Origin of the sequence: Streptomyces sp. NPDC048604 (assembly GCF_043199435.1) — a bacterium.
Lineage (GTDB): Bacteria > Actinomycetota > Actinomycetes > Streptomycetales > Streptomycetaceae > Streptomyces.
Window position 1 is genome coordinate 7,095 of record NZ_JBICVX010000010.1, and the last position, 23,068, is coordinate 30,162.

At 73.1% G+C, this 23,068-nt stretch carries 19 protein-coding genes; 5 read left to right on the forward strand and 14 right to left on the reverse strand.

Annotated elements, in window-relative coordinates; genetic code table 11:
- Positions 1-147: 147 nt before the first annotated feature.
- From ACGFMM_RS20945 to ACGFMM_RS20960, 4 genes are all read right to left on the reverse strand, one after another.
- The gene (locus ACGFMM_RS20945) at positions 148-984 is read right to left on the reverse strand and encodes a BTAD domain-containing putative transcriptional regulator (RefSeq protein WP_393647883.1); all 837 of its coding nucleotides are present in this window, start codon (positions 982-984) and stop codon (positions 148-150) included.
- 283 nt (positions 985-1,267) lie between these two features.
- Positions 1,268-1,903 (reverse strand): ScbR family autoregulator-binding transcription factor, encoded by a 636-nt coding sequence (locus ACGFMM_RS20950; RefSeq protein ID WP_393647884.1) that lies wholly within the window; start codon positions 1,901-1,903, stop codon positions 1,268-1,270.
- Between the two features lie 100 nt (positions 1,904-2,003).
- Positions 2,004-2,774, reverse strand: coding sequence for a glucose 1-dehydrogenase (locus ACGFMM_RS20955; RefSeq protein WP_393647885.1), 771 nt, complete (start codon positions 2,772-2,774; stop codon positions 2,004-2,006).
- A gap of 106 nt (positions 2,775-2,880) precedes the next feature.
- Positions 2,881-3,576, reverse strand: coding sequence for an HAD family hydrolase (locus ACGFMM_RS20960; protein WP_393647886.1), 696 nt, complete (start codon positions 3,574-3,576; stop codon positions 2,881-2,883).
- Positions 3,577-3,954: 378 nt separating this feature from the next.
- Here ACGFMM_RS20960 and ACGFMM_RS20965 point away from each other — a divergent pair, with 378 nt between their 5' ends.
- On the forward strand, positions 3,955-4,920 hold the full coding sequence (locus tag ACGFMM_RS20965) for a ScbA/BarX family gamma-butyrolactone biosynthesis protein (RefSeq protein WP_393647887.1): 966 nt from the start codon (positions 3,955-3,957) through the stop codon (positions 4,918-4,920).
- A 37-nt stretch (positions 4,921-4,957) separates the two neighbouring features.
- Here ACGFMM_RS20965 and ACGFMM_RS20970 read toward each other — a convergent pair whose 3' ends face one another.
- Both ACGFMM_RS20970 and ACGFMM_RS20975 read right to left on the reverse strand, forming a co-directional pair.
- A complete protein-coding gene (locus tag ACGFMM_RS20970; protein ID WP_393647888.1) occupies positions 4,958-5,428 on the reverse strand; it encodes a DUF1772 domain-containing protein in 471 nt (156 codons plus the stop codon).
- Positions 5,429-5,517: 89 nt separating this feature from the next.
- Positions 5,518-7,050 (reverse strand): von Willebrand factor type A domain-containing protein, encoded by a 1,533-nt coding sequence (locus ACGFMM_RS20975; protein ID WP_393647889.1) that lies wholly within the window; start codon positions 7,048-7,050, stop codon positions 5,518-5,520.
- A gap of 219 nt (positions 7,051-7,269) precedes the next feature.
- Between ACGFMM_RS20975 and ACGFMM_RS20980 the strand changes: the two genes are divergently transcribed.
- Positions 7,270-8,058, forward strand: coding sequence for a DNA-binding response regulator (locus ACGFMM_RS20980; protein WP_393647890.1), 789 nt, complete (start codon positions 7,270-7,272; stop codon positions 8,056-8,058).
- A gap of 33 nt (positions 8,059-8,091) precedes the next feature.
- On the opposite strand, the gene ACGFMM_RS20985 is transcribed toward ACGFMM_RS20980, so the two are convergent.
- Entirely contained in the window at positions 8,092-8,994 is a 903-nt protein-coding gene (locus tag ACGFMM_RS20985; protein ID WP_393647891.1) for an ABC transporter permease, read from the reverse strand.
- Positions 8,991-11,648, reverse strand: coding sequence for an alpha/beta fold hydrolase (locus tag ACGFMM_RS20990; protein ID WP_393647892.1), 2,658 nt, complete (start codon positions 11,646-11,648; stop codon positions 8,991-8,993). Before ACGFMM_RS20990 ends, ACGFMM_RS20985 begins: the two co-directional genes overlap by 4 nt.
- Before the next feature lie 202 nt (positions 11,649-11,850).
- Between ACGFMM_RS20990 and ACGFMM_RS20995 the strand changes: the two genes are divergently transcribed.
- Positions 11,851-13,038, forward strand: a complete 1,188-nt coding sequence (locus ACGFMM_RS20995) for a S8 family serine peptidase (RefSeq protein WP_393647893.1) — start codon at positions 11,851-11,853, stop codon at positions 13,036-13,038.
- A gap of 70 nt (positions 13,039-13,108) precedes the next feature.
- Here the strand turns inward: ACGFMM_RS20995 and mmsA are convergent, their stop codons facing one another.
- Genes mmsA through iolC form a run of 5 tightly spaced genes read right to left on the reverse strand, consistent with a single transcriptional unit; the run spans position 13,109 to position 19,275 of the window.
- On the reverse strand, positions 13,109-14,611 hold the full coding sequence (mmsA, locus tag ACGFMM_RS21000) for a CoA-acylating methylmalonate-semialdehyde dehydrogenase (protein WP_393647894.1): 1,503 nt from the start codon (positions 14,609-14,611) through the stop codon (positions 13,109-13,111).
- A gap of 13 nt (positions 14,612-14,624) precedes the next feature.
- Positions 14,625-16,499: a 3D-(3,5/4)-trihydroxycyclohexane-1,2-dione acylhydrolase (decyclizing) gene (gene iolD, locus ACGFMM_RS21005; RefSeq protein ID WP_393647895.1), complete on the reverse strand. Its 1,875-nt coding sequence runs from the start codon at positions 16,497-16,499 to the stop codon at positions 14,625-14,627.
- Positions 16,496-17,314, reverse strand: a complete 819-nt coding sequence (gene iolB / locus ACGFMM_RS21010) for a 5-deoxy-glucuronate isomerase (RefSeq protein ID WP_393647896.1) — start codon at positions 17,312-17,314, stop codon at positions 16,496-16,498. The genes iolD and iolB overlap by 4 nt, the downstream gene beginning before the upstream one ends.
- Before the next feature lie 24 nt (positions 17,315-17,338).
- Positions 17,339-18,241, reverse strand: coding sequence for a deoxyribose-phosphate aldolase (locus tag ACGFMM_RS21015; RefSeq protein WP_393647897.1), 903 nt, complete (start codon positions 18,239-18,241; stop codon positions 17,339-17,341).
- Complete coding sequence (gene iolC, locus ACGFMM_RS21020; protein WP_393647898.1) at positions 18,238-19,275, reverse strand: 5-dehydro-2-deoxygluconokinase; 1,038 nt, start codon at positions 19,273-19,275, stop codon at positions 18,238-18,240. The genes ACGFMM_RS21015 and iolC overlap by 4 nt, the downstream gene beginning before the upstream one ends.
- Positions 19,276-19,398: 123 nt before the next feature.
- Between iolC and ACGFMM_RS21025 the strand changes: the two genes are divergently transcribed.
- Positions 19,399-20,346 (forward strand): sugar phosphate isomerase/epimerase family protein, encoded by a 948-nt coding sequence (locus ACGFMM_RS21025; protein WP_393647899.1) that lies wholly within the window; start codon positions 19,399-19,401, stop codon positions 20,344-20,346.
- 235 nt (positions 20,347-20,581) lie between these two features.
- A complete protein-coding gene (locus ACGFMM_RS21030; RefSeq protein ID WP_393647900.1) occupies positions 20,582-20,779 on the forward strand; it encodes a helix-turn-helix transcriptional regulator in 198 nt (65 codons plus the stop codon).
- A gap of 21 nt (positions 20,780-20,800) precedes the next feature.
- On the opposite strand, the gene ACGFMM_RS21035 is transcribed toward ACGFMM_RS21030, so the two are convergent.
- Positions 20,801-23,068, reverse strand: coding sequence for an MMPL family transporter (locus tag ACGFMM_RS21035; RefSeq protein WP_393647901.1), 2,268 nt, complete (start codon positions 23,066-23,068; stop codon positions 20,801-20,803).

Consider the following 23,068-nt stretch of genomic DNA (forward strand, 5'->3'; position numbering starts at 1 on the left):
GTCTTCTCGTATCGCCCCCCCCAATTTACTGGGCGCTCCGCCGCGGCCTTACCCCCCCACCCCCGGGCGGGGGGGGGGGCAGGACTTCCGCCGGCCCCCCCGCCGTCGTGCGTCGTGCGTCATGGGCCGTACGTCGTGCGTGTGTCCTCACACGAACGAGCCCGCCGGCGTGCCCACCAACGGACGCAGCGGCGGACGGACCGTCATGATCGAGCGCTGCAGCCGGCGCAGCCGGGGCGACGGCTCCCGGCCGGTCTCCCGGCGCAGCCCGTCCCGGAGCCGCTGGTAGACCTCCATGGCCTCGTCCTGCCGGCCGCAGCGCAGCAGCGCGACGATGAACTGGCAGTGCAGGGACTCGTTGGTGCGGTGCAGGGCGACGAGTTCGGAGAGCTCGGGCACCATCTCCACGTGCCGGCCGAGCTGCAGCCGCGCCTCGACCCACTGGTCCAGGGCGCTGAGCCGGGAGGCTTCCAGGCGCTCGATCTCGGCGCGTAGATGCGGGCCCGCGGCGACATCGGCGAACGGGTCACCGCGCCACAGTTCCAGGGCCTCGCCGAGCCTGCGGGAGGCGCGGTGGAGGTCGCCGGACTCCATGGCCCGGTAGCCGGCGCCGGTGGCCCGTTCGAACTGCCAGGCGTCGTGCGAGCCGCCGCCCGTGTCGAGCCGGTAGCCGCCGGGGAGGCTCACCAGAACCGCCTCGGCGGTGCGGCGCTCCTGCCAGGCGCCGCCGGCCGGCGGTGCCTCGGTGTTGCGCAGCGCGGTGGCGATCAGGGAGCGCAGCCCGTGGATGTGCGCCTGGAGTTCGGCGCGGGCGCCGCGGGGGGCGCCGGAGGGCCAGAGTTCTTCCAGGAGAACGGTGACGGGGACGACCTGGTCGGCCTTCGCGGCGAGGAGGGCGAGGACCTGGCGGGGTGCCGCGGCGGTGGCGACGACGCAGACGCCGTTCTCGCGTACCGACAGTCCACCCAGGATCCGGACGTCCACTGCTTCCCCCTCATGCGTGCGGCTCGGCCCTGCACGATTAGAAAAGAGACCGGGAGGCATGTCAATAAGAAACCTCGCGGTATGGAATACGGATTGCACTAAGATGCAGGTCCTGTCCGAAGTTTCCCGATTTAAAGGGATGATGCAAGCGCTTGCCGCACGCAGAAGCGTACCCCCGCGTCCAGATTCTGGACCCGGGGGTACGCTTTCATGGAGCGGAATCAAGGAACGTTCGAGCGACGTGCGGGTGCACGGCAAGAAAAACCGGCAGGTCGGTATGGTTTCACGCGCCGCCGAGCGCCCGCTCGCCACGGCCGGGCTCCATATCGAGCATCGCCAGCACCGCCGGCACCGCGATGCTCGGCAGCACATGGCGGTAGAGCACGGACGCCCACCGCTCCATGTCCGAACGCCCCGAACCCAGCGCCTGCGACATCAGGTTCAGCCCGGCGTACGAGCCCACGACCAGCGGCGCCACCTCGGCCGGATCGGCGTGCGGCAGCAACTCGCCGCGCGCCTTCGCCTCTTCGAGGACCTTCAGGTTCAGTTCCGTCCACTCGCGGTACGGGCCGCCGCGGTTGAGCTCGTGACCGCCCTGGTCGAGGGTGAGCCGTACGCTGCCGCGCAACAGTCCGTCGTGGGTGAGCCGGTGCGCGAAGATCATCCCGATGTCGACGAACTCCTGCAGCTTCGACACCTGGGGCCGCGGTTCGGGCGCGGCCGAGACCTGCGCCTCGATCACCGCGTTCGCCAGGTCCTCCTTGGACTCGAAGTGGAAGTACAGCGCGCCCTTCGTGACCTGGGCCAGTTCCAGGATGTCGGAGAGCTTGGCGGCGTCGTACCCACGCTCGTCGAAAACGGCGGCGGCCGCTTCCAAGATCGCCTGGCGGGTACGGATCGCCCGATCCTGTTTAGCCATTGGTGGTCACGTCCTTCGCTCTTGCCCGGTACCCGCCGGAGCGGGGACACCGGTGTGGCCCGCCGCTGCCGGCGTCGTTCGTCTCGCCGTCCATCGAGATTCACACCATTGTGAAGCCGCCGTCGACCGGCATGGTGACACCGGTGACGAACGACGCCCGGTCGCTGAGCAGCCACGCGGCCGCCTCCGCGATCTCCGCGGGCTCGGCCGTCCGCGGCTGCGGCGTCGCGGCGTGCAGCGCCTCCTCGACGCCGGGGACCGCGGCGAACCATTCGGCGACGACCTCGGTGCGGGTGGTCCCCGGGGCCACCGAGTTGATCCGTATCCCCTGCGCCGCGTACTCCGCCGCGGCCGCCTTCGTCAGCCCGACGACGGCATGCTTGGCGGCCACGTACGGGGCCGCGACGGGGGTGGCGAGCAGCCCGCCGACGCTGCTGTTGTTGACGATCGCCCCGCCGCCGGCCGGCAGCATCACCGCGATCTCGTCGCGCAGGCAGTTCCACACGCCGCGCACGTTGACGTCCATGATCCGGTCGTAGAGCTCGTCGTCCATCTCGTGCAGCGGTTCGCGGCCGGCGCCCCAGCCGGCGTTGTTGAAGGCCGCGTCGAGCCGTCCGTACGTCTCCACCGCGCAGGCCACGGCGGCCTTCGTGTCGGCGCGGCGGGTCATGTCGGCCACCACGTACTCGGCCTCGGCGCCGCTCTCGCGCAGCTCGGCCACCAGCTCCTTCAGCCGGTCCTCGCGGCGCGCGGCCAGCACCACCTTCGCCCCCTCGCGGGCGAACACCCGGGCGGCGGCGGCCCCGATCCCGCTGCTGGCGCCGGTGATCAGGGCGACCTTGTCGGTCAGCAGTCGGTGGTCTGCGGTCATGGCGGAGTCGTCCCTCTCGGACCGATGGATGGGATGGGTGTGGCATGTGTGGTGCGTGTGGCGCATGTGGTGCGTGTGGTGCCTATGGTGCACGGGCACGGCGGGCTCAGCCCGTCCAGACACGGCCGGCGGCGGCCTCGGCGTCGACGGCGCGCAGCAGGGGCTCGTCGATCGCGTCGAGCGAGCCGACGACATGGCGGACGCCCGCCCGGCGCATGAGTTCGCCCTGGAAGCCGTGCGCGAAGTCGCTCGGGTGGCCGACGAACGCGGTGCCGAGCTCGCGCGCGGCCTCGGCGACGCGGGCCACGTCGTCGATGAACAGCGCCCGGCCATGGTCGAGTCCGAAGACCTCGGCGGTGATCTCGTGCACCCCGGGACGGAAGTCGTTGGTGCACACGTAGCCCGGCTCGTCGAAGAGTCCGGCGAGCGGGCCGAGGTACGCGTCGAAGTGCCGCCGGTCCAGGCCGCCGTAGCAGACGGTCCGCAGGCCGAGCGAGCGCAGCCGGCGCAGCAGCGCCTCGGCGCCGTCGAGCACCCGCAGCGGGTGCTCGGCGAGATGGGCCGCGCGCTCCTCGAAGTAGCGGGCGAGGACGTCCTCGGGGCTGTCGGGCAGTCCGGCGGCGGCGCCGAGGGCGCGGGCGGCGGTCAGCTGGCCCTGGGAGAAGATCTCCCGCTCGACCTCGGCGGTGTAGCGGCCGCCGCGGCTGGTGACGAAACGATGGATCACCGGGCTGAACGTGTCGTTGAGCAGCACGCCGTCGATGTTGACGGCCGCGAGGCGCAGGTGGCGCAGGTGTTCCACGGAAACTCCCAGGACAGCCGAGACAACGAGCCGGGCACACCACGTCGAACCGCCCGTCGCGGGAGGTTCCGGCCCGGACCGGCCTCACTCGACACGTAGCCGACATTCGACCGAGAAACAAACCCGGCGGTACAGATTTCCGGCGTCTGGAAGATACCCGAAGCGCCTGCGGCTTTGAAGCCCGGGTCTCCCGCCACCGGACATGTGCCGTTCGCCGGAAGGAAATTCGGACGTCGGAACGTCGCGATGCACTTGTGAACGAATTTCGAACAGACCTGACACAGCCTGAGCGCGCGCCTTGTAAACCGACCCGGGGGTTCGTAACTTCCGGCCCAGCCGGTAGCCCGACCTCAACGACGAAGGCCGAGGGGATCCTCCATGCTCCAGACGTCCGCACCGTCCGAGACAGCGGCGGACGCGTCAGTGCCGCAGCTCTCCACGACGGCCCCGCGTCAGTACGTGCACCGCGCCGCGCTCGCCGAGGTCTTCCTGACCTCCGGATGGACCCGGCACGACGAGGCACACTTCACCATGGGCGCGCAGTGGCCGCGGGCGCACAGCTTCTTCGGGCCGCTGGGCGGCGGCCACTACGACCCCATGATGGCCGCCGAGACGATCCGTCAGGTCGGCGCCCTGCTCGCGCACGTCGGCTTCGACGTGCCGCTGGGACACCAGTTCCTGATGTGGGAGCTCAACTACCGCGTGACGCCGGGGCGGATGGCCGTCGGCGGCGCGCCGGCGGAGCTGCGGCTCGACGTCACCTGCACGGACATACGCCGGCGGGCGGGCCGGCTGACGGGGCTCTCGTACGAGGTCGAGATCAGCGAGAACGGCCGCACCCTCGCCTCCGGCGACGCCCGCTACACCTGCACCAGCCCGGAGGTCTACCGGCGGCTGCGCGCCGACCGGCCGGTCGTGGCGGACCTGGTGCCCGGCCTGCTGCCGGAGCCCGTCGAGCCCGCCCTGGTGGGCCGGCTGAGCCCGTTCGACGTGGTGCTATCCGCCGAGGACGCGGGCGAGACCGGCGACCGCTGGCGGCTGCGGGTCAACACCGCCCACCCGGTCCTGTTCGACCACCCCGGCGACCACATCCCCGGCATGGTGCTCCTGGAGGCGGCCCGGCAGGCGGTGCGCAGCCGCGCCCCGCGGGGCCTGGAACTGATGCCGGTGGCGATGGACAGCGCCTACCACCGGTACGCGGAGTTCGGCAGCCCGGTCTGGATCGAGATCGACCAGGCCGTGGACTACCCGGGCACCTCGGAGAGCCTGGTCTCGGTGAGCGGCCGGCAGGACGACGAGCTGGTGTTCACGGCGATCACGACGGTGGCCCCCTGCCCGAGGTGAGCGGGGCGGCGGGGGCTGTCCGATCGTCGGACGGTCCCTACGTGAGCGAGGCGGCGATCAGCAGGCCGAAGCCGGCGGTGACCAGCGGCGTACGGATCCGGTGGAAGGCGTTCCAGCGCCGCTCGAAGGCGGCCCGTACGGCGGCCGGGTCGTCGCCCGCGCCGCCCTCCGAGTCCGCCAGCGCGTTGTTGAGCGGGATGTTGCCCGCGACCGTCACCAGATGGTTGAGCAGGACGCAGACCAGGCCGGCGACGATCAGCCACTTCTGGGTGTCCGAGCGTCCGTCGACCGGGACGAGCAGCGCGGCCACCGGGAACACCACGATCCCGAGGAACACCACGAGGAAGAGCGGCTTCGGCACGTACTCGTTGATCCGCCGCATGGCGTGCACGAACTCCGCGTCCGTGAGCCGGGCCAGGGCGGGCATGATCCCGGTGAGGAAGATGAGCATGAAGCCGGCGTAGAGCCCGGTGCATCCGACGGCGAGGGCGAGCAGCAGGGTGGGCATGGCCCCATCATGACGGACCGTCACCCACCCCGCCGGGAATTGCGCTCACCTCTCCTGGCCGTCTTCGGTTCCTGAGGCGGTCCGCCTGCTCAGTTCCTGAGGCGGTCCGCCTGGCGGATCGACTCGGCCAGCTCCCGTACCGACGCGGACTCGGCCCGCTCCGCCAGCGCCCCGGCCTTCACGGCCAGCTCCGCGTACCCGGGCGCGCCCGGCAGTTCGCCGCCGCGCAGCCGGTCCGCGAAGTACGCGGCGATCGCCGTCAGCTGCAGGCTGTCGTGCCCGCCGCCCCACACCGAGCCGGCCAGCGCCCCGGTCTCGACCGAACCGGTCTGCTCGTGCGGGGCCCGGGTGGCCGGGTCCAGCCAGCGGACGGTCGCGGTGGCCAGGTGCCCGGAGCGGCCGGCGCGGACCTTGACCGCGTACAGCGCGGTGACGGTGTGGCCCGCGCCGACCTCGCCGCCGTCCACCCGGTCGTTGCGGAAGTCCTCGTCGGCGACGTCCCGGTTCTCGTAGCCGATCAGCCGGAACTGCTCCACGGTCTGCGGGTCGAAGGCCACCTGCGCCTTGGCGTCGCGGGCCCGCAGCTCGATGTGGGCGGGCAGCTGGTCGACGAAGACCTTGCGGGCCTGCTCCGGGTCGGAGACGTACGTGGTGTGGCCGTCGCCCTTGTCGGCGAGCTGCTCCATGAACGCGTCGCCGTAGTCGCTGCCGACGCCGACCCCGAAGAGGGTGATGCCGTACGAGCGGCGGGACTCGTCGATCCGGCGCAGGATCGACTGCGCGTCGGTGTCGCCGGTGTTGGCGAGCGCGTCGGAGAGCAGCACGACCCGGTTGGTCGCGCCCTTGCGGCGGCCCTCGACGGCGACGTCGTAGCCGGTGCGGACGCCCGCCTCGACGTTGGTGGACGAGGTGGTCTCCAGGCCGTTCACCACGGCGCGGATACGGTCCCGCGCGCCGCCGACTCGGGTCATCGGCAGCCGGGTCTCGGCCTCGTCGCTGAAGGTGACCAGGGCCACCGAGTCGTCGTCGCCCAGCTGGTCGGCGAGCACCCCGAGGGACCGCTTGACCAGGTCCAGGCGGCCGGGTTCGGCCATCGAGCCGGAGATGTCGACGACGAAGGTCAGCGCGGCCGGCGGGCGCGGGCCGTGCCGGTCGGCGGCGCGGGTGGCGAGCCCGACCCGGACCAGCGACCAGCCCTCGGCCGTCGTGCGGGCGCCGTCGACGGTGACGCCGAAGCCGTCGCCCTCGGGCCGCTTGTAGTCGGGGCGGAAGCTGTTGACGAACTCCTCGGGCCGCACCGTGTCCGGGGCGGGCAGCCGGCCCTCGGCGAGGGTGCGGCGGGCGTAGCCGTAGGAGGCGGTGTCCACGTCCAGGGCGAAGGTGGACAGGTAGTCGGGGGCGGGCGCGGAGCGCTGCTCGCCCTCGGGAGCGGAGTCGTCGCGGGCCGCGCCGGGGGCGGGGGCCTTGCCTCCGCCCCCGGATCCGCCGGTGGAACCGGCGCCGGGCTTCCGGGCTCCGCTGTCGGCGGACGTGCGGCTGACGTCGCCCGCGCTGCAGGCGGTGAGCAGCAGTCCGGCGGCCAGCAGTCCGGCGGCGAACGCCCTCCTGTGACGTCGGGTCATGTCATCTCCCCCTCTGTGTACGGCACTTGTGAATGTGACGTCCGAGACGGCCCGAAGGAGCAGACGAAGGAGTTGCGGAAGGATCTCAATGCGGCAACGGCCGTCTGCCGTGGCAGGCACTCGCCATCCTTCGAGCTGGGTCTTGTCACCGTGCGCAGTCACATGAGTACATGGAGTGGCGCACACCGATTTCTGCGGGGGGTGGTCACGGTGGCGGACATGGCGGGCTCCGTGCTCGGCCGGACGGCGACGGCGGGCACCTCCGCGCGCGACGGCACGGGCGTGCGGGGCGGGGCGGCCGGCACAGGCGTACGGGACGGTGCGATGGTGCCGGACGGTACGGGTGTGCGGGACGGACCGGCGGCGCTGCGGCCGTCCGGGCGGCCGGTGCGCGGAGTGCGGCAGATCAGCGCCGTACTGGCCGGGCTCGCCGGCTCGGCGCGGCACGAACTGCTGACATACGACGATCCGGCCGCCTCCGCGGGCCGTGCGATCCCCGGGCCGTTCCTGGAGCTGGCAGGAGCGTGCATGCGGACCGCGGCGGAGCGGGCCGGATCGGTGCGGCGGATCGTGCCGCGGCACGCCCTGCCGCAGGTCGACGGGACGGTCCGCACGGGCCGCGCCCGGGTCGCCCAGTCGATCCCGTTCAAGATGATCGTGGTCGACCGGCGGGTGGCCGCGGTCCCGCTCGATCTCGAACTGCTCTACAACGGGCTGCTGCTGATCCGCGACCCGGTGATCGTGCAGGCCCTCGTCCGCGCCCACCGAGCCACCTGGGACGCGGGCGAGGAACTGACCGGCGCCGTCGTCCCGCACCGCGAGCTGTCCCCGCAGCTCCGGCCGGTGCTCGAGGCGCTGCTCGCCGGGCAGACCGACGAGGCCGCCGCCGCCCGGCTCGGCATGTCGGCGCGCACCTACAGCAGACGGGTCGGCGAGCTGCTGAACGCCCTCGGCACGACGAGCCGCTTCCGGGCGGGTGCGGAAGCGGCTCGTCGGGGGTGGCTGTGAACGCCGGGGCGCCCGGGCTCAGGGCCCGTGCGGTCAGGACACGATGTCCTTGCGGGCGAAGCCGCGGAAGGCGAGCGCGAACAGGATCAGCGCGAAGGTCACCGAGACCGCCGCCCCCTTGGCCATGCCGCCCCACACCAGTTGCGGCTGGAGCGCGTCGGCCCAGGCGAACTGCCAGTGCGCCGGCAGGAACTCGCGCCAGTCGCCCAGCGCGGTCACCGCGTCCAGGACGTTGCCGATGATGGTCAGCCCGACCGCGCCGCCGACCGCGCCCAGCGGGGCGTCGGTGCGGGTCGACAGCCAGAACGCGAGCCCGGCGGTGACCAGTTGGGAGACGAACACGAAGCCGACGGCCAGCGCCAGCCTCGGCAGGGCCTCCCCGGTCGGCAGCGCTCCCCCGGTGGGCAGCTGCAGCGGCCCCCAGCCGTACGCGACCGTGCCCACGCCCAGGGCCACCAGTGGCAGCAGCACCATCGCGGCCGCGCTGAACGCCAGACCCACGACCAGTTTCGACCACAGCAGCCGGGCCCGCGGCACCGGCGCGGCAAGGAGGTAGCGCAACGAGGACCAACTGGCCTCCGAGGCCACCGTGTCACCGCAGAACAGCGCGACAGGCACCACGAGGAGGAAACCGGCCGAGACGAACAGGCACGTCGCGGCGAAATTGGCGCCGGACGCGGTCGCCGTGTCCATCAGGTTGATCCGGTTGTTGCCCCGGCCGTCCCCGTCCGGGCCCCCGCCGATCCAGAAGGCGACGGCGAGCACGAACGGCAGGGCGGCCAGGATCCCGGCCATCACGTAGGTGCGGCGGCGCTTGAGCTGACGCAGGGCCTCCACCCGCAGCGGCAACGTGCGCCGGGCCCGGTAGCCGGGCGCGGTCTCCGCCAGGGCCGCCGGGGCGGGGGCCGGGGCGGGAGAAGCGGTCGGGGCGGTCATGCGGAGTCCCCTCCGATCAGCGTGAGGAACGCGTCCTCCAGGCGATGGTGCGGGCCCACCCCGGTCAGCGGCACGTCCAGGCGGACGAGTTCGCCGATCAGGGCGGTCGGGGCCGCGCCGTCCAGCCGGACCAGGACGCCGCCCTCGGTACGGGCCGCGGAGCCGACGCCCGGCAGCGCGCCGATCTTCTCGACGAGAGGCTCGGACAGTTCGCCGGCGACGGTGACGAGCAGGGTGTCGCCGGCTCCGGTGATCTCCTCGACCGGCCCGGCCTGCACCAGCCGGCCGCGGTCCATGACCACGAGATGGGTGCAGGACTGCTCCACCTCCGACAGCAGGTGGCTGGAGACGATGACGGTCCGGCCCCCGGCCGCGTACCGGATCATCACGTCCCGCATCTCGCGGATCTGCGGCGGGTCGAGACCGTTGGTCGGCTCGTCGAGGATGAGCAGGTCCGGCAGGCCGAGCATGGCCTGGGCGATGGCGAGACGCTGCCGCATGCCCTGCGAGTACGTGCGCACGGCGCGGGCCAGGGCGTCGCCGAGACCGGCGATCTCCAGGGCCTCCTCGATGTGCGCGTCCTCGGTGGGCCGGCCGGTGGCCTTCCAGTACAGGTCCAGGTTGTCCCGGCCGGACAGGTGCGGCAGGAAGCCCGCGCCCTCGACGAACGCGCCGACCCGCGACAGCACGGGCGCGCCGGGCCGGATCGCCTGCCCGAACACCCGGATCTCGCCGTCGTCCGGGGTGATCAGACCCATCAGCATCCGCAGGGTGGTGGTCTTCCCGGCCCCGTTGGGGCCGAGCAGACCGAGCACCTGGCCCTGCTCGACACGGAAGGAGAGGTCCCGTACGGCGTACCGGTCGGTGGCGCCCGCGTACTTCTTCGTCAGCCCGGCGATCTGCAGCGGGACGGCGGCCAGCGCCGGGTCCGGGGCGGGCGCGGCGGTGCGGCGGCGGGCGGTGAGCAGCAGGGCGGCCGCGATCAGCGCGCCCGCGGCGGGCAGGCCCCAGACCCACCAGGGCAGTCCCGCCGCCTGGGTGCGCACGGCCGGCGCGGTGGGCACGGTGAGCGGCCCCTGCGGGGTGACGCTGTACGTGGCCGGGGTGACCGGCGAGGCGTAGCCGAGGTCGGTGGCGGCGAGCACCAGGCGCAGCCGGTGCCCGGCCTCGACCTCGTGGTCCACGGCGGGCAGCGTCAGGTCGACGGTCCGGCCCTGCCGTGCGCCCTCGACGCGCACCGGGGCGACGAGCTGGGAGGGCAGCACCTGCTGCCGGCCGTCCGGTCCGACGTCGTACACCTTGCCGAACAGGACCGCCTCGCCGGTGTCGGAGGCGACCTTGACGCGCACCGTCGGCGCGCCGGTGATCCGCATCGGCGTGGTCAGCGGGCGGGACTCGAAGGCGGCGGACTGGCCGGGGAAGTCCAGCGAGAGTCCGACGCCGAGGGAGGAGAAGGAGCCGAGCGCGCCGCCGACGCCGGGGACGGCGGAGATGGCGGGCGGGTTGGCGCCGGCGGGGTTGGTGAAGGTCCCCGGCCGGGCGGCGAGTTCGACGGTGCGTGCGCCGGCGGCGAGGCCGGGGTAGCGGTCGGCGGTCGCGCCGCGCAGCGTGGCCTGTCCGTCGGTGGAGTCGACGCCGCCGGAGCGGCTGACCCGGAAGGCGGGGCCGGTGTCGGCGTTCGCATCGCCCTTGAGGTGGCGGTCGAACCAGGCGCGGACGCGGGACTCGACGCGGTCGGTCTCGCGGTCGCCGCCGTCGTGGCCGCCGGCGATCCAGTCGACCGCGACCGGTGCGCCGTTGGCGGCGATGGTGCGGGCCATGGCGTCGGCGTGGGAGAGCGGGAACAGCGAGTCGGTCTGCCCCTGGACGATCAGCGCCGGGACCTTGATCCTGGCGCCGACGGCGGACGGGCTGCGGGCCTCCAGGAGCGCACGGGCGGCGGCGTCCGGCTTTCCGCTCACGGCGACGCGCTGGTAGAGGGCGCAGAGTTCGTCGCTGAAGCGGCCGCAGGCGGACGGCGCGGTGGGGCGTCCGGGAGCGCCCGGAGCCGCCGAGGTGGACCCGGTGGAGAAGAAGATCCCGGCCCAGAGCTTCTTGAACACCCCGTTCGGGAACAGGGCGTCCGCGAGGTTCCAGTACGTGATCGCCGGGGCGATCGCGTCGACGCGGGTGTCGTACCCGGCGGCGAGCAGCGCGATCGCCCCGCCGTAGGAGGCGCCGGCGACGCCGACCCGCGGGTCGCCCTTCTTGTCGAGCCGCACCTCGGGGCGCCCGGCCAGCCAGTCGATCAGCCGGCGGACGTCCTGGACCTCGTGGGCGGGGTCGTTGAGCCCGATCCGCCCGGTGGACCGGCCGAAGCCGCGGGCGGACCAGGTGAGCACGGCGTACCCGTCGCCGGCGAGCTTCTCGGCCTGGGCTCGCACATCGTCCTTGCTGCCGCCGAAGCCGTGCCCGAGGAGCACGGCGGGCCGACGGCCTTCACCGCCGGCGGTGAAGTACGAGGTGTCGATCCGCGCACCGGGCAGGTCGAGGACCCGGTCGGCGCGCTGCACGGGCGGGGGTCGGTCCGAGGCGGCGGCAGCCCAGGCCCCGCCGCCCGCGAGCACGGCGAGGACGGCGAGGACCGCGGTCCACCGGGGAAGTCGGGGCTTCATGCGCCAAACCCTAAGCGCCGCACCGGCCCGTAAGGCGGCCCACCGGTCGGAACCGCACGGCCTCCTTGAGGCGTACGCGGAGGTTCCGCGTACACCCGCTGCTGTATGTGGACGTCGCGTGATCCCCCCTTGTGCCGCACATGACAACAAGAGACTCTGTGGCACCCCCCGATCGGACAACGAAAGGTCAGGTGCCCCTTTCATGACTTCCGCATCCCGCCGGTCCCGCCGTCTCGGAGCGCTGATACCCGTCGTCGCGCTGGTGGGCGGCCTTCAGTTCGCCGCCTCCCCCACGGCGCAGAGTGCGACGGTCGGTGAGCTCCGGCTCGCGCCGAAGGCCGTGGCCGTGGACGGCAGTTGGATCGTCGTCCTCAAGGACGGCTCGACGCGCGCGGCGGACCTCGGCGTGACGCCGCAGCACGAGTACCGCTCGGTGCTCAAGGGCTTCTCGGCCTCGATGTCGCGGGCGCGGGCCGCGCGGCTGGCCGCGGACCCGCGGGTGAAGTACATCGAGCAGAACGCCACGGTCCGGATGGCCGGCACCCAGCCGGACGCGACCTGGGGCCTGGACCGGGTCGACCAGCGGAACCTTCCGCTGTCGACGACGTACACATACGACACCACCGCGTCGAACGTGACGGCGTACATCATCGACACCGGTATCCGCACCTCGCACGGCGAGTTCGGCGGCCGGGCCTCGGTCGGCACGGACACCGTCGGCGACGGGCAGAACGGCCAGGACTGCCAGGGCCACGGCACGCACGTGGCGGGCACGGTCGGCGGCGCGAAGTACGGCGTCGCCAAGGGCGTGAAGCTGGTGGCCGTCCGGGTGCTGGGCTGTGACGGCTCCGGTACGACCGCCGGTGTCATCGCCGGCGTCGACTGGGTCACCGCCAACGCGCAGAAGCCGGCCGTGGCCAACATGAGCCTCGGCGGCAGCGCGAACGCCTCCCTGGACGACGCGGTCAAGCGCTCGATCGCCTCGGGCGTGACGTACGCCGTGGCCGCGGGCAACGGTCTGCCGCTGCTCGGCCTGCCCGCGAACGCCTGCAACTACTCGCCGGCCCGCGTGCCCGAGGCCCTCACGGTCGGCGCGACGGACCGCACCGACCGCCGCGCCTCGTTCTCCAACTACGGCCGCTGCGTCGACCTGTTCGCCCCGGGCGTCGACATCACCTCGGCGTGGAAGGACGGCGACTCGGCCACGAACACCATCTCCGGTACGAGCATGGCGACGCCCCACACGGTCGGCGCCGCGGCCCTCTACCTGTCCGCCCACCCCACAGCCGCTCCGGCGCAGGTGAACGCGGCCCTGGTGGCCAACGCCACCCCGGACAAGGTCCAGAACCCGCTGACCGGCTCGCCGAACAAGCTCCTCTACACCCGGTAGCGGCAGCGACGGCCGAGGCCCCGTACGGATCGGACGATCCGTACGGGGCCTCGGCGCGAGGGGGGGGACCTCAGTGGTTGCGCGGGAAGCCCAGGTCCACGCCCGCCGGGGCCTCGGACGGGTCCGGCCAGCGGGTGGTGACGACCTTGCCGCGGGTGTAGAAGTGCACGCCGTCGTTGCCGTAGATGTGGTGGTCGCCGAAGAGCGAGTCCTTCCAGCCGCCGAAGGAGTGGTAGCCCACCGGCACCGGGATCGGCACGTTCACGCCGACCATGCCCGCCTCGACCTCCAGCTGGAAGCGGCGGGCCGCGCCGCCGTCCCGGGTGAAGATCGCCGTGCCGTTGCCGAACGGCGAGGCGTTGATGAGGGCGAGGCCGTCCTCATACGTCTCGGCGCGCAGCACGCACAGCACCGGGCCGAAGATCTCGTCGCGGTAGGCGTCCGCGTCGGTGGAGACCCTGTCGAGCAGCGACAGGCCGATCCAGTGGCCGTCCTCGTAGCCCTCGACCGTGTAACCGGTGCCGTCGAGGACGACCTCGGCGCCCTGGGCCGCGGCGCCGTGCACGTACGAGGCGACCTTGTCGCGGTGGACCTTGGTGATCAGCGGGCCCATCTCGGAGGTCGGGTCGTCGCCCGGACCGATCTTGATCTTCTCGGCGCGCTCGCGGATCTTGTCGACCAGCTCGTCGCCGATGGAGCCGACCGCGACGACCGCGGAGATCGCCATGCAGCGCTCGCCGGCCGAGCCGTACGCCGCGGAGACCGCCGCGTCGGCGGCGGCGTCGAGGTCCGCGTCCGGCAGCACCAGCATGTGGTTCTTCGCGCCGCCGAGGGCCTGCACGCGCTTGCCGTTGGCGGAGGCGGTGGTGTGGATGTGGCGGGCGATCGGGGTGGAGCCGACGAAGGAGATCGCGGAGACGTCGGGGTGCTCCAGAAGCCGGTCGACGGCCACCTTGTCGCCGTGCAGGACGTTGAACACGCCGTCCGGCAGTCCCGCCTCGGCGAGCAGCTCGGCGATCTTCAGGGACGGCGAGGGGTCCTTCTCGCTGGGCTTGAGGATGAACGTGTTGCCGCAGGCGATGGCCAGCGGGAACATCCACATCGGCACCATGGCCGGGAAGTTGAACGGCGTGATGCCGGCGACGACGCCGACGGGCTGGCGGATCGCGGCGACGTCGACCCGGTTGGAGACCTGGGTGGACAGCTCGCCCTTGAGCTGGGTGGTGATGCCGCAGGCCAGGTCGACGATCTCCAGACCGCGGGCGACCTCGCCGAGCGCGTCGGAGTGCACCTTGCCGTGCTCGGCGGTGATCAGCTCGGCGATGGCGTCGCGGTTGGCGTCGAGCAGGGCGCGGAACTTGAACAGCACGGTGGTGCGCTGCGCCAGCGAGGACTGGCCCCAGGTCGCGAAGGCGGCCTTCGCCGAGGCCACGGCCGCGTCGACCTCGTCGACGGAGGCGAGCGCCACCTGCGTGGTCACGGCGCCGGTGGCCGGGTCGGTGACCGGGCCCCAGTTGCCCGACGTGCCCTCGACGCTCTTGCCACCGATCCAGTGGTGGACGGACTTCGTCATGACGGTTACTCCTTCACAGATGGCGGCGTCGGGCTGTGACGTGCCGGTCGTACTGCTCCCGTGCCTTGACCGCCGACGGGCGGGTGGCGGTCTCGGCCACGGGCACATCCCACCACGCCTCGGCCGGGGGCGCGCCCGACACTGTGTCTGCCGTTTCGGTCTCGACGTAGACACATGTGGGGACGGTCGCGGCACGGGCGTCGGACAGTGCTTCCCGCAGGTCACGGATGGTGTGGGCGCGCAGCACCCGCATGCCGAGGGAGGCCGCGTTGGCTGCCAGGTCGACCGGCAGCGGGGGTCCGGTGTAGGTGCGGTCGGCGGCCCGGAAGCGGTAGGCGGTGCCGTACCGCTCGGCGCCGACGGACTCGGACAGCGAGCCGATGGAGGCATAGCCGTGGTTCTGCAGGATCACGAGTTTGATCGGCAGGTCCTCCTGTACGGCGGTGACGATTTCGGTGGGGTTCATCAGGTATGTACCGTCGCCGACGAGCGCCCACACCGGTCGGCCGGGCGCGGCGAGGGCGACGCCGACGGCCGCCGGAATCTCGTAGCCCATGCAGGAGTACCCGTATTCGACGTGGTACTGGTCGGCGGAGCGGGCCCGCCAGAGCTTGTGCAGGTCGCCGGGGAGCGAGCCGGCGGCGTTGATCAGGATGTCGTCCTCGGTGACCAGGGTGTCGAGCACGCCGAGGACCTGCGGCTGGGTGGGCCGGGCGTCCTCCCGTCCGGGGGCGTAGGCGGCGGAGACCCGGGCATCCCAGCGGTCCCGTTCGGCGCGGTACTCGTGCTCGTAGCCGGCCGGGACGCCGTGGCCGGTGAGTTCGCGGCGCAGCCGTTCCAGGCCGGCGCGGGCGTCGGCGACCAGGGGCAGGGCAGCGGCCTTGTGGGCGTCGAAGCCGGTGATGTTGAGGTTGACGAAGCGGACGCCGGGGCGGGCGAAGAGGGTGCCGGAGGCGGTGGTGAAGTCGGTGTACCGGGTGCCGATGCCGAGTACCAGGTCGGCGCTGCGGGCGAGGTGGTCGGCGACGGCGGTGCCGGTGTGGCCGATGCCGCCGACGTCGGAGGGGTGGCCGTGCGGCAGGGCGCCCTTGCCGGCCTGGGTGGCGGCGACGGGGATGCCGGTGGCGGCGGCGAGGACGCCGAGGGCGGATTCGGCGCCGCTGTGCTTCACCCCGCCGCCGGCGACGATCAGCGGGCGTTCGGCGCTGCGGATCGCGTGCACGGCGGCGGCGAGCTCGGCCTCGTCGGGCAGCGGGCGGCGCAGCCGCCAGTTGCGTTCGGCGAAGAACTCGGCGGGCCAGTCGTACGCCTCGGTCTGCACGTCCTGCGGCAGGGCGAGGGTCACCGCGCCGGTCTCGGCGGGGTCGGCGAGGGTCCGCGCCGCGGCGAGCGCGGCGGGGATCAGCTGCTCGGGGCGGGTGATCCGGTCGAAGTACTTCGAGACCGGCCGCAGGCAGTCGTTGACGGACACGTCGCCGGCGTGGGGGACTTCGAGCTGCTGCAGGACGGGGTCGGCGGGCCGCGTCGCGAAGACGTCGCCGGGGAGCAGCAGCACGGGCAGCCGGTTGATGGTGGCGAGCGCGGCGCCGGTGACGAGGTTGGTGGCACCGGGCCCGATGGAGGTGGTGACGGCCTGGGCGGAGAGCCGGCCGTTCTGGCGGGCGAAGCCGACGGCCGCGTGCACCATGGCCTGTTCGTTGCGGCCCTGGAGGTACGGCATGTCGTCGGCGTACTCGACGAGGGCCTGCCCGATGCCGGCGACGTTGCCGTGGCCGAAGATGCCCCAGGTCGCGGTGATCAGCCGGCGCCGGACGCCGTCCCGCTCCGTGTACTGGCGGCTCAGGAAGCGCACCAGGGCCTGGGCGACGGTCAGCCGCTCGACGCTCATCGGTAGCCCTCCGTGTGGTCGGGGTGGAAGCGGATCCGCCACTCCCGCTCGGCGCCGGGGCCCGCCATCACGTTCAGGTAGTACATGGTGTGGCCGGGCTGGGCGATCGACGGGCCGTGCCAGCCGTCGGGGACGAGGACGACGTCACCCGTGCGGACCTCGGCGAGCAGATCGGCGCCGCCGGGGCGGGACGGGGAGACGCGCTGGTAGCCGTAGCCCGCGCCGGCGATCTCGTAGTAGTAGATCTCCTCCAGTTCGGACTCCTCGCCGGGCAGGTGCTCGTCGTGCTTGTGCGGTGGATAGGAGGACCAGTTGCCGCCGGGGGTGACGACCTCGACGGCGATGAGGCGGTCGCAGTCGAACGCGCCGGCGGCGGCGAAGCCGCGGACCTCGCGGGCCGTGCCGCCGCTGCCGCGGGTCTCGACCGGAACCTCCGGCGCGGGGCCGTAGCGGGCGGGGAGTCGTCGCTCGCACTTCGCTCCTGCCAGGGCGAAGCGGCCTCCCGCACCGGAGGCGATCAGCACGCGGGCGTCCCTGGGCACGTACGCGAAGTCGGCGACTCCGTCGAACACGCTTGTCCGGCCCCGCAGTTGGAAGCTCTCACCGTTCACGTGCACCGTACCGCCGCCGGACAGCGGAAGCACGATCCATTCGAACTCCCCGCTGTCGAAGGCGTGCTCGCCGCCGGGGCCGAGGTGCAGGGTCCGCAGGGCGGAGTACGTCCATCCGGCCCGCTCGGGCTCGACGCGCAGCGCGTACGGGGCCTCGGCGGCGGCGCCGGCGGGCAGATGGAGGTCGGAGCCGGTCTTGTCCATGGTCGATGCGTACCCCTCCGGGAGTCAGAGCGCGGCGAGCAGGCCGGCGGCGGTGTCGACGGCGGCGGCCACGTCGCCGTCGGGCGGGTAGAGCAGGGAGCGGCCGACGACCAGGCCGCGGACGGTGGGCAGCCGCAGCGCGGTGCGCCACCTCTCGTACGCGGCGTCCTGGTCGGGGCCGACGTCGCCGCCGAGCAGCACGGCGGGCAGGGTCGAGGTCTCCATCACGGCGGCCATGTCGTCGGGGTCCTCGGTGACGGGGACCTTGAGCCAGGTGTACGCGGAGGTCCCGGCGAGCCCGGAGGCGACGGCGATGGAGGTGGTGACGGCCTCGGCGGACAGGTCGGTGCGGAGCCCTCCGTCGGGGCCGCGGCGGCAGACGAAGGGCTCGACGAAGACGGGCAGCCGCAGTGCGGCCATGGCGTCGACGGCGCGGGCGGCGGAGTGCAGGGTGTCGAGCGAGCCGGGGTCGTCGTAGTCGAGCCGGAGCAGCAGCTTCCCGGCGTCGAAGCCGAGCCGTGCGAGGTCCTCGGGCCGGTGTCCGGTGAACCGGTCGTCGAGCTCGAACGCCGCTCCGGCGAGCCCGCCGCGGTTCATGGACCCGACGGCGATCCGGTCCTCCAGGGCCCCGAGCAGCAGCAGGTCGTCGAGGATGTCCGCGGAGGCGAGCACTCCGTCGACGCCGGGCCGCGACAGCGCGAGCCGCAGCCGTTCGAGCAGGTCGATCCGGTTGGCCATGGCCAGCGGCCGGCCCCCGACGGCGAGCGCCCCGCGGGCCGGATGGTCGGCCGCGATGATCAGCAGCTGCCCCCGCTCCCCCACCAGCGCCCGCCGTTTGCGCCGCTCCGCGGCCTCGGCGACGGCCTCCGGGTGCCGGACGCGGACGTCGACGAGCTCGGCGGGGTCGATGGGGGCGGGGACGCTCATGAGGGGCCTGCCTCGGGTTCCACACGGCCGGGTTCCACACGACCGGGTTCCACGCGGCCGGTTTCCAGTGCCGCCTCGATCTCCTCGTCGTACGGCATGGCCGAGGAGCAGGCGAGGCGAGCGGCGACGAGGGCGCCGGCGGCGTTGGCGTAGCGCAGGACCTGGTCCAGGGGGCGGGCGGCCAGCAGGCCGTGGCAGAGGGCGCCGCCGAAGGCGTCCCCGGCGCCGAGGCCGTTGACGACGTCGACGGGGACCGGCGGCACGTCCGCGCTCTCGCCGTCGGCGGCGAGGGCGAGGACGCCCTTGGGGCCCCGTTTGACGACGGCGAGGCGGACGCCCGCGGCGAGCAGGGCGCGGGCGGCGGCGTGCGGTTCGTGCTCGCCGGTGGCGATCGCGCACTCCTCCAGGTTGCCGACGGCGACGGTCGCGTATTGCAGTGCCTCGCGGTAGTGCCGTCGTACGTCGGCGGGGTCGGGGTCGTCCCAGAGCATCGGCCGCCAGTCGAGGTCGAAGACGGTGTGCCGTCCGTCGCCCGCGGTGCGGGTCCGGGCGCGGGCACGCAGGGCCTCCAGGGTGGCGCCGCGGCTGGGCTCGGCGCTCAGGCCCGTCCCGGTCATCCAGAAGAGCCGGGCCGCGCGGACGGCGTCGAGGTCGAGCTCTTCGGCGCGGATCTCCAGGTCGGGGGCCTTGGGGCGGCGGTAGAAGTACAGCGGGAAGTCGTCCGGCGGGAACAGCTCGCAGAACGTGAGGGGGGTCGGCAGCCCGTCGACGGGCGTCGCCCAGCGGTCGTCGACGCCGAAGGCGCGCAGTTCGCGGCGCAGGTAGTCGCCGAACGGGTCCGCGCCGGTGCGGGTGACGACGGCGGTGCGCCGTCCGAGCCGGGCCGCGGCGACCGCGACGTTGGTGGCCGAACCGCCCAGGAACTTTCCGAAGGCGTCCACGTCCGCGAGCGGGACCCCGGTCCGCAGGGGGTAGAGGTCCACGCCGATCCGGCCCATGGTGATCACGTCGTACGCGTCGTCCTGCCGCTGCATGCGCGCCGCCTCTCGTGTGGCCCGGCACCAGATCTAGTCCCGCCCCGGAAGCCTGTCAACATTTTGTCCTTACATTCGGACGAACTCTTGACCGCTTACCGGCCCCCGGCCAAGCTGAGCCGCATGACGCCGACGCCCCCGCAGTCGTCCCCGCTGCCGTCCCTGTCGCCCTCATCTCCGCTGTCCCGGATCCGGATCGGCTCCGCCCCCGACTCGTGGGGCGTGTGGTTCCCCGACGATCCCCGCCAAGTCCCCTGGGAACGCTTCCTCGACGAGGTCGCGCGGGCCGGGTACGCGTGGATCGAGCTCGGCCCGTACGGCTATCTGCCCACCGATCCGGCGCGGCTCACCGAGGAGACCGAACGGCGCGGGCTGCGGGTCTCGGCCGGCACGGTCTTCACCGGGCTGCACCACGGCCCCGCGGTCTGGGACCGCACCTGGGCGCAGGTCGCCGACAACGCGGAGCTGGCCCGGGCCATGGGCGCGGAACACCTCGTCGTGATCCCGTCGTTCTGGCGGGACGACAAGACCGGCGAGGTCCTGGAGGACCGCACCCTGACCGCCGCGCAATGGCGCGATCTGACCGCCCTGACGGAGCGCCTGGGCCGGGAGGTGCGGGACCGGTACGGGCTGCGGATCGTCGTGCACCCGCACGCGGACACGCACCTCGACACCGAGGAGAACGTGGCCCGTTTCCTCGACGCCACCGACCCCGGCCTGGTCGCGCTCTGCCTGGACACCGGCCACTACGCGTACTGCGGCGGGGACAGCGTCAAGCTGATCGAGACATACGGCGAGCGGATCGGCTACCTCCATCTGAAGCAGGTCGACCCGGAGGTCCTGGCCCGGGTGGTCGCGGACGAGGTGCCGTTCGGCCCGGCGGTCGCGCAGGGCGTGATGTGCGAGCCGCCCGTCGGCGTACCGGCCCTGGAGCCGGTTCTGGCGGCGGCGCAGGCGCTGGGCGTGGAGCTGTTCGCCATCGTGGAGCAGGACATGTACCCCTGCCCGCCGGACAAGCCGTACCCGATCGCCGCGCGCACCAGGCGGTTCCTCCGCTCCTGCGGCGCCTGACGGGGCGCAGGACCGGACATATGATCGGACGTCACCTTCATCACCTCCGTCCCTTCCTCGTCACACATGTCTCCATTACACGGGCTTTCCGTCACAGCCGTTCGACAAGGGATCCCCGCCGGGCGCGGGGCGTCGTTCACGGGGCACAGGCTCAGTGATCGCCAGCGTGCACGGCGCAGCTCCCCCGACGGCACCCCCCGGCCGCAGCTGCGCCGCACGCAGGGAGGTGCCACACATGACGGACAGAAGACTCTGGTCGTACAGGGACATCGCCGCGCACATCAACGTGCAGCCGGACACCGTCCGCTCCTACCGCAAGCACGGGCTGCTGCCGCCCCCCGACCAAGTGGAAAGCGGCAAGCCCTACTGGTACGCGGAGACGATCCGCACCTGGGTCTCCAACCGCCCGGGCAACCGGGCCCGCAGGCCCTGACCACCCGCCGGGAGGGGGCCGTCAGGTCCCCGCCGGCACCTTCTCCCGGCCGGATGCCGCCCCGTCCGCCGAGTCAGCCGAGTCAGCCGAGTCAGCCGCGGGGGCGGATATCGTCTCGCCGCCCTCGCTGATGCCGAACCGGTCGTGGAGCCGGCGCAGCGGGCCGGGGGCCCACCAGGTCAGCCGGCCGGTCAGCTTCATCACCGACGGGACGAGCAGACTGCGCACCACCATCGCGTCCATGAGGACGGCGAGCGCGATCCCGAGGCCCAGCATCTTGGTGTTGGTCACCCGCGAGGTGCCGATCGCCACCATCACCACGGCGAGGATCACCGCGGCGGCCGTGATCAGCCCGCCGGTGCGGCTCAGCCCGAACCGCACGGAGTGCTCGTGGTCGCCGGTGGCGTCGTACTCCTCCTTGATCCGGGAGAGCAGGAACACCCCGTAGTCCATGGAGAGTCCGAAGGCCACGCAGAACATCAGCACCGGCAGGGTGGTCTCGATGTCCCCGGTCGAGGTGAAGCCGAGCAGCCCCGACAGATGACCTTCCTGGAAGACCCACACCATCGCGCCGAACATCGCCGTCAGACTGAGCGCGTTGAGCACCACGGCCTGCACCGGTATGAGCACGCTGCCGGTGAGCAGGAAGACCAGCACGAGCGTGACCACCACGATGATCCCCAGCGCCCACGGCAGCCGCTCCGCGATCGCGTCCTGGGAGTCGGTGAGCACCGCGGCCGTGCCGGTCACCGAGGTCTCGAAGGGAGCCGGCTCGGCGCGCAGCTCGTCGACCAGCGCCTTGGCCTCGGGCCCGACGGCCTCGCCGTCCGCCAGCACGGTGAAGTACGCGTCCGTGCCCTGCACCAGCGGCCCGTCCACCCGCACCGTGCCCGGCAGCGCGTCGATCCGCTCCCGGTAGTCGGCGTACTGGGCGGGCGTGGCCCGGCCCTCGGCGAGTACCGTGAGCGCACCCCCGGGGCTGCCGGGGAAGTCGTGCCGCAGCGCGTCCTGGACGACCCGGGACTCGGAGCCGACCGGCAGCTGCCGGTCGTCGGCGGTGCCCAACGAGACGTTCAGGAAGGGCAGTCCGAGCAGGACCAGGCCCACGATCGTGGCCACCGCGAAGACCGGGGCCCGCCGCATCACCAGCGTCGCCGCCCGCGCCCAGCCCGCCCCGGCCGCCTTGCCGGACCCGGCCGCCTCGCCGGACCCGGCGCCCTTGCGGCGGAACAACTTGCGCAGGTCCAGTGCGTTCACCCGCGGCCCGAGCAGCAGCAGCGCGGCGGGCAGCAGCGTCAGCGCGGCTGTCGCGGCGAGCAGGACGACGGCGATGCCGGCGTAGGCGAAGGAGCGCAGGAAGTACTGCGGGAAGACCATCATCGCCGCGAGCGAGACCGCGACGGTCAGCGCCGAGAACAGCACCGTCCGCCCCGCGGTGCGCAGCGTCGTCGCCACGGCCGTGCGCGTGTCGGCCCCGGCGTCCAGCTCCTCGCGGAACCGGCGGACGATGAACAGCGCGTAGTCGATGGCCAGGCCGAGGCCGAGGGCCGTGGTCAGGTTCATCGCGAAGACGGACACGTCGGTGAACTCGGTGAGCCCGCGCAGCACCGCGTTCGTCCCGAGGATGGCGACGATGCCGACGCCCAGCGGCAGCAGGGCCGCGACCGCGCTGCCGAAGACCATCACGAGCAGCACCAGCGTGATCGGCAGGGCGATCATCTCCGCCCGCAGCAGGTCCTCCTGGATGATCGTCTGCATCTCGTGCTGCACGGCCACCGGCCCGCCGAGCGACACCTCCACCGGTCCGTGCGCACCCCGGAACTCGGGGGCGATCCGCTCCAGCGTCTCGCCGGCCGCCTTCTCCTCGCCCTGGATCCGGGCGGCTATGACGGCCTGCCGGCCGTCCTCGGAGCGGAGCGCGGGCGACTTCGTGGTCCAGTACGAGCCGACGCCGGTGACGCCCGGCTCGGCGTCGAGCCGCTCGGCGAGCCGGGCCGCCTCGGCGGCGACCGCCGGGGCGTCCACCCCCGTCTTCCCGGCGTCGACGAGCAGGAGCAGATTGGGCTGGGAGGCCGGGAACTCGCGCTCCAGCACCTTGGTGGCGTACGTGGACTCCGCGTCCGGGTCCTGCCAGCCGCCGCTGCCCATGCGGTCCGCCACCCCACTTCCGGCGAGCACCGACAGGGCGGTGATCACCAGCGCGACCAGCAGCGTCAGGCGGGGCCGCGCGGTGACGAACCGCGTCCACCCCCCGCCCCGCGGCGGTGCTGAATTCTTGACTTCGGCCAT

Bases quoted from the DNA above. Each gene is read 5' to 3' on its own strand.
- iolD (WP_393647895.1), bottom strand. From the start codon at position 16,499: ATGAGCGTCGAGCGGCTGACCGTCGCCCAGGCCCTGGTGCGCTTCCTG.
- ACGFMM_RS21030 (WP_393647900.1), top strand. From the start codon at position 20,582: ATGACGGACAGAAGACTCTGGTCGTACAGGGACATCGCCGCGCACATC.
- ACGFMM_RS21015 (WP_393647897.1), bottom strand. From the start codon at position 18,241: ATGAGCGTCCCCGCCCCCATCGACCCCGCCGAGCTCGTCGACGTCCGC.
- ACGFMM_RS20970 (WP_393647888.1), bottom strand. From the start codon at position 5,428: ATGCCCACCCTGCTGCTCGCCCTCGCCGTCGGATGCACCGGGCTCTAC.
- ACGFMM_RS20950 (WP_393647884.1), bottom strand. From the start codon at position 1,903: ATGGCTAAACAGGATCGGGCGATCCGTACCCGCCAGGCGATCTTGGAA.
- iolB (WP_393647896.1), bottom strand. From the start codon at position 17,314: ATGGACAAGACCGGCTCCGACCTCCATCTGCCCGCCGGCGCCGCCGCC.
- ACGFMM_RS20990 (WP_393647892.1), bottom strand. From the start codon at position 11,648: ATGAAGCCCCGACTTCCCCGGTGGACCGCGGTCCTCGCCGTCCTCGCC.
- ACGFMM_RS20980 (WP_393647890.1), top strand. From the start codon at position 7,270: ATGGCGGGCTCCGTGCTCGGCCGGACGGCGACGGCGGGCACCTCCGCG.
- ACGFMM_RS20975 (WP_393647889.1), bottom strand. From the start codon at position 7,050: ATGACCCGACGTCACAGGAGGGCGTTCGCCGCCGGACTGCTGGCCGCC.
- ACGFMM_RS21035 (WP_393647901.1), bottom strand. From the start codon at position 23,068: ATGGCCGAAGTCAAGAATTCAGCACCGCCGCGGGGCGGGGGGTGGACG.
- iolC (WP_393647898.1), bottom strand. From the start codon at position 19,275: ATGCAGCGGCAGGACGACGCGTACGACGTGATCACCATGGGCCGGATC.
- mmsA (WP_393647894.1), bottom strand. From the start codon at position 14,611: ATGACGAAGTCCGTCCACCACTGGATCGGTGGCAAGAGCGTCGAGGGC.
- ACGFMM_RS20955 (WP_393647885.1), bottom strand. From the start codon at position 2,774: ATGACCGCAGACCACCGACTGCTGACCGACAAGGTCGCCCTGATCACC.
- ACGFMM_RS20965 (WP_393647887.1), top strand. From the start codon at position 3,955: ATGCTCCAGACGTCCGCACCGTCCGAGACAGCGGCGGACGCGTCAGTG.
- ACGFMM_RS20995 (WP_393647893.1), top strand. From the start codon at position 11,851: ATGACTTCCGCATCCCGCCGGTCCCGCCGTCTCGGAGCGCTGATACCC.
- ACGFMM_RS21025 (WP_393647899.1), top strand. From the start codon at position 19,399: ATGACGCCGACGCCCCCGCAGTCGTCCCCGCTGCCGTCCCTGTCGCCC.
- ACGFMM_RS20985 (WP_393647891.1), bottom strand. From the start codon at position 8,994: ATGACCGCCCCGACCGCTTCTCCCGCCCCGGCCCCCGCCCCGGCGGCC.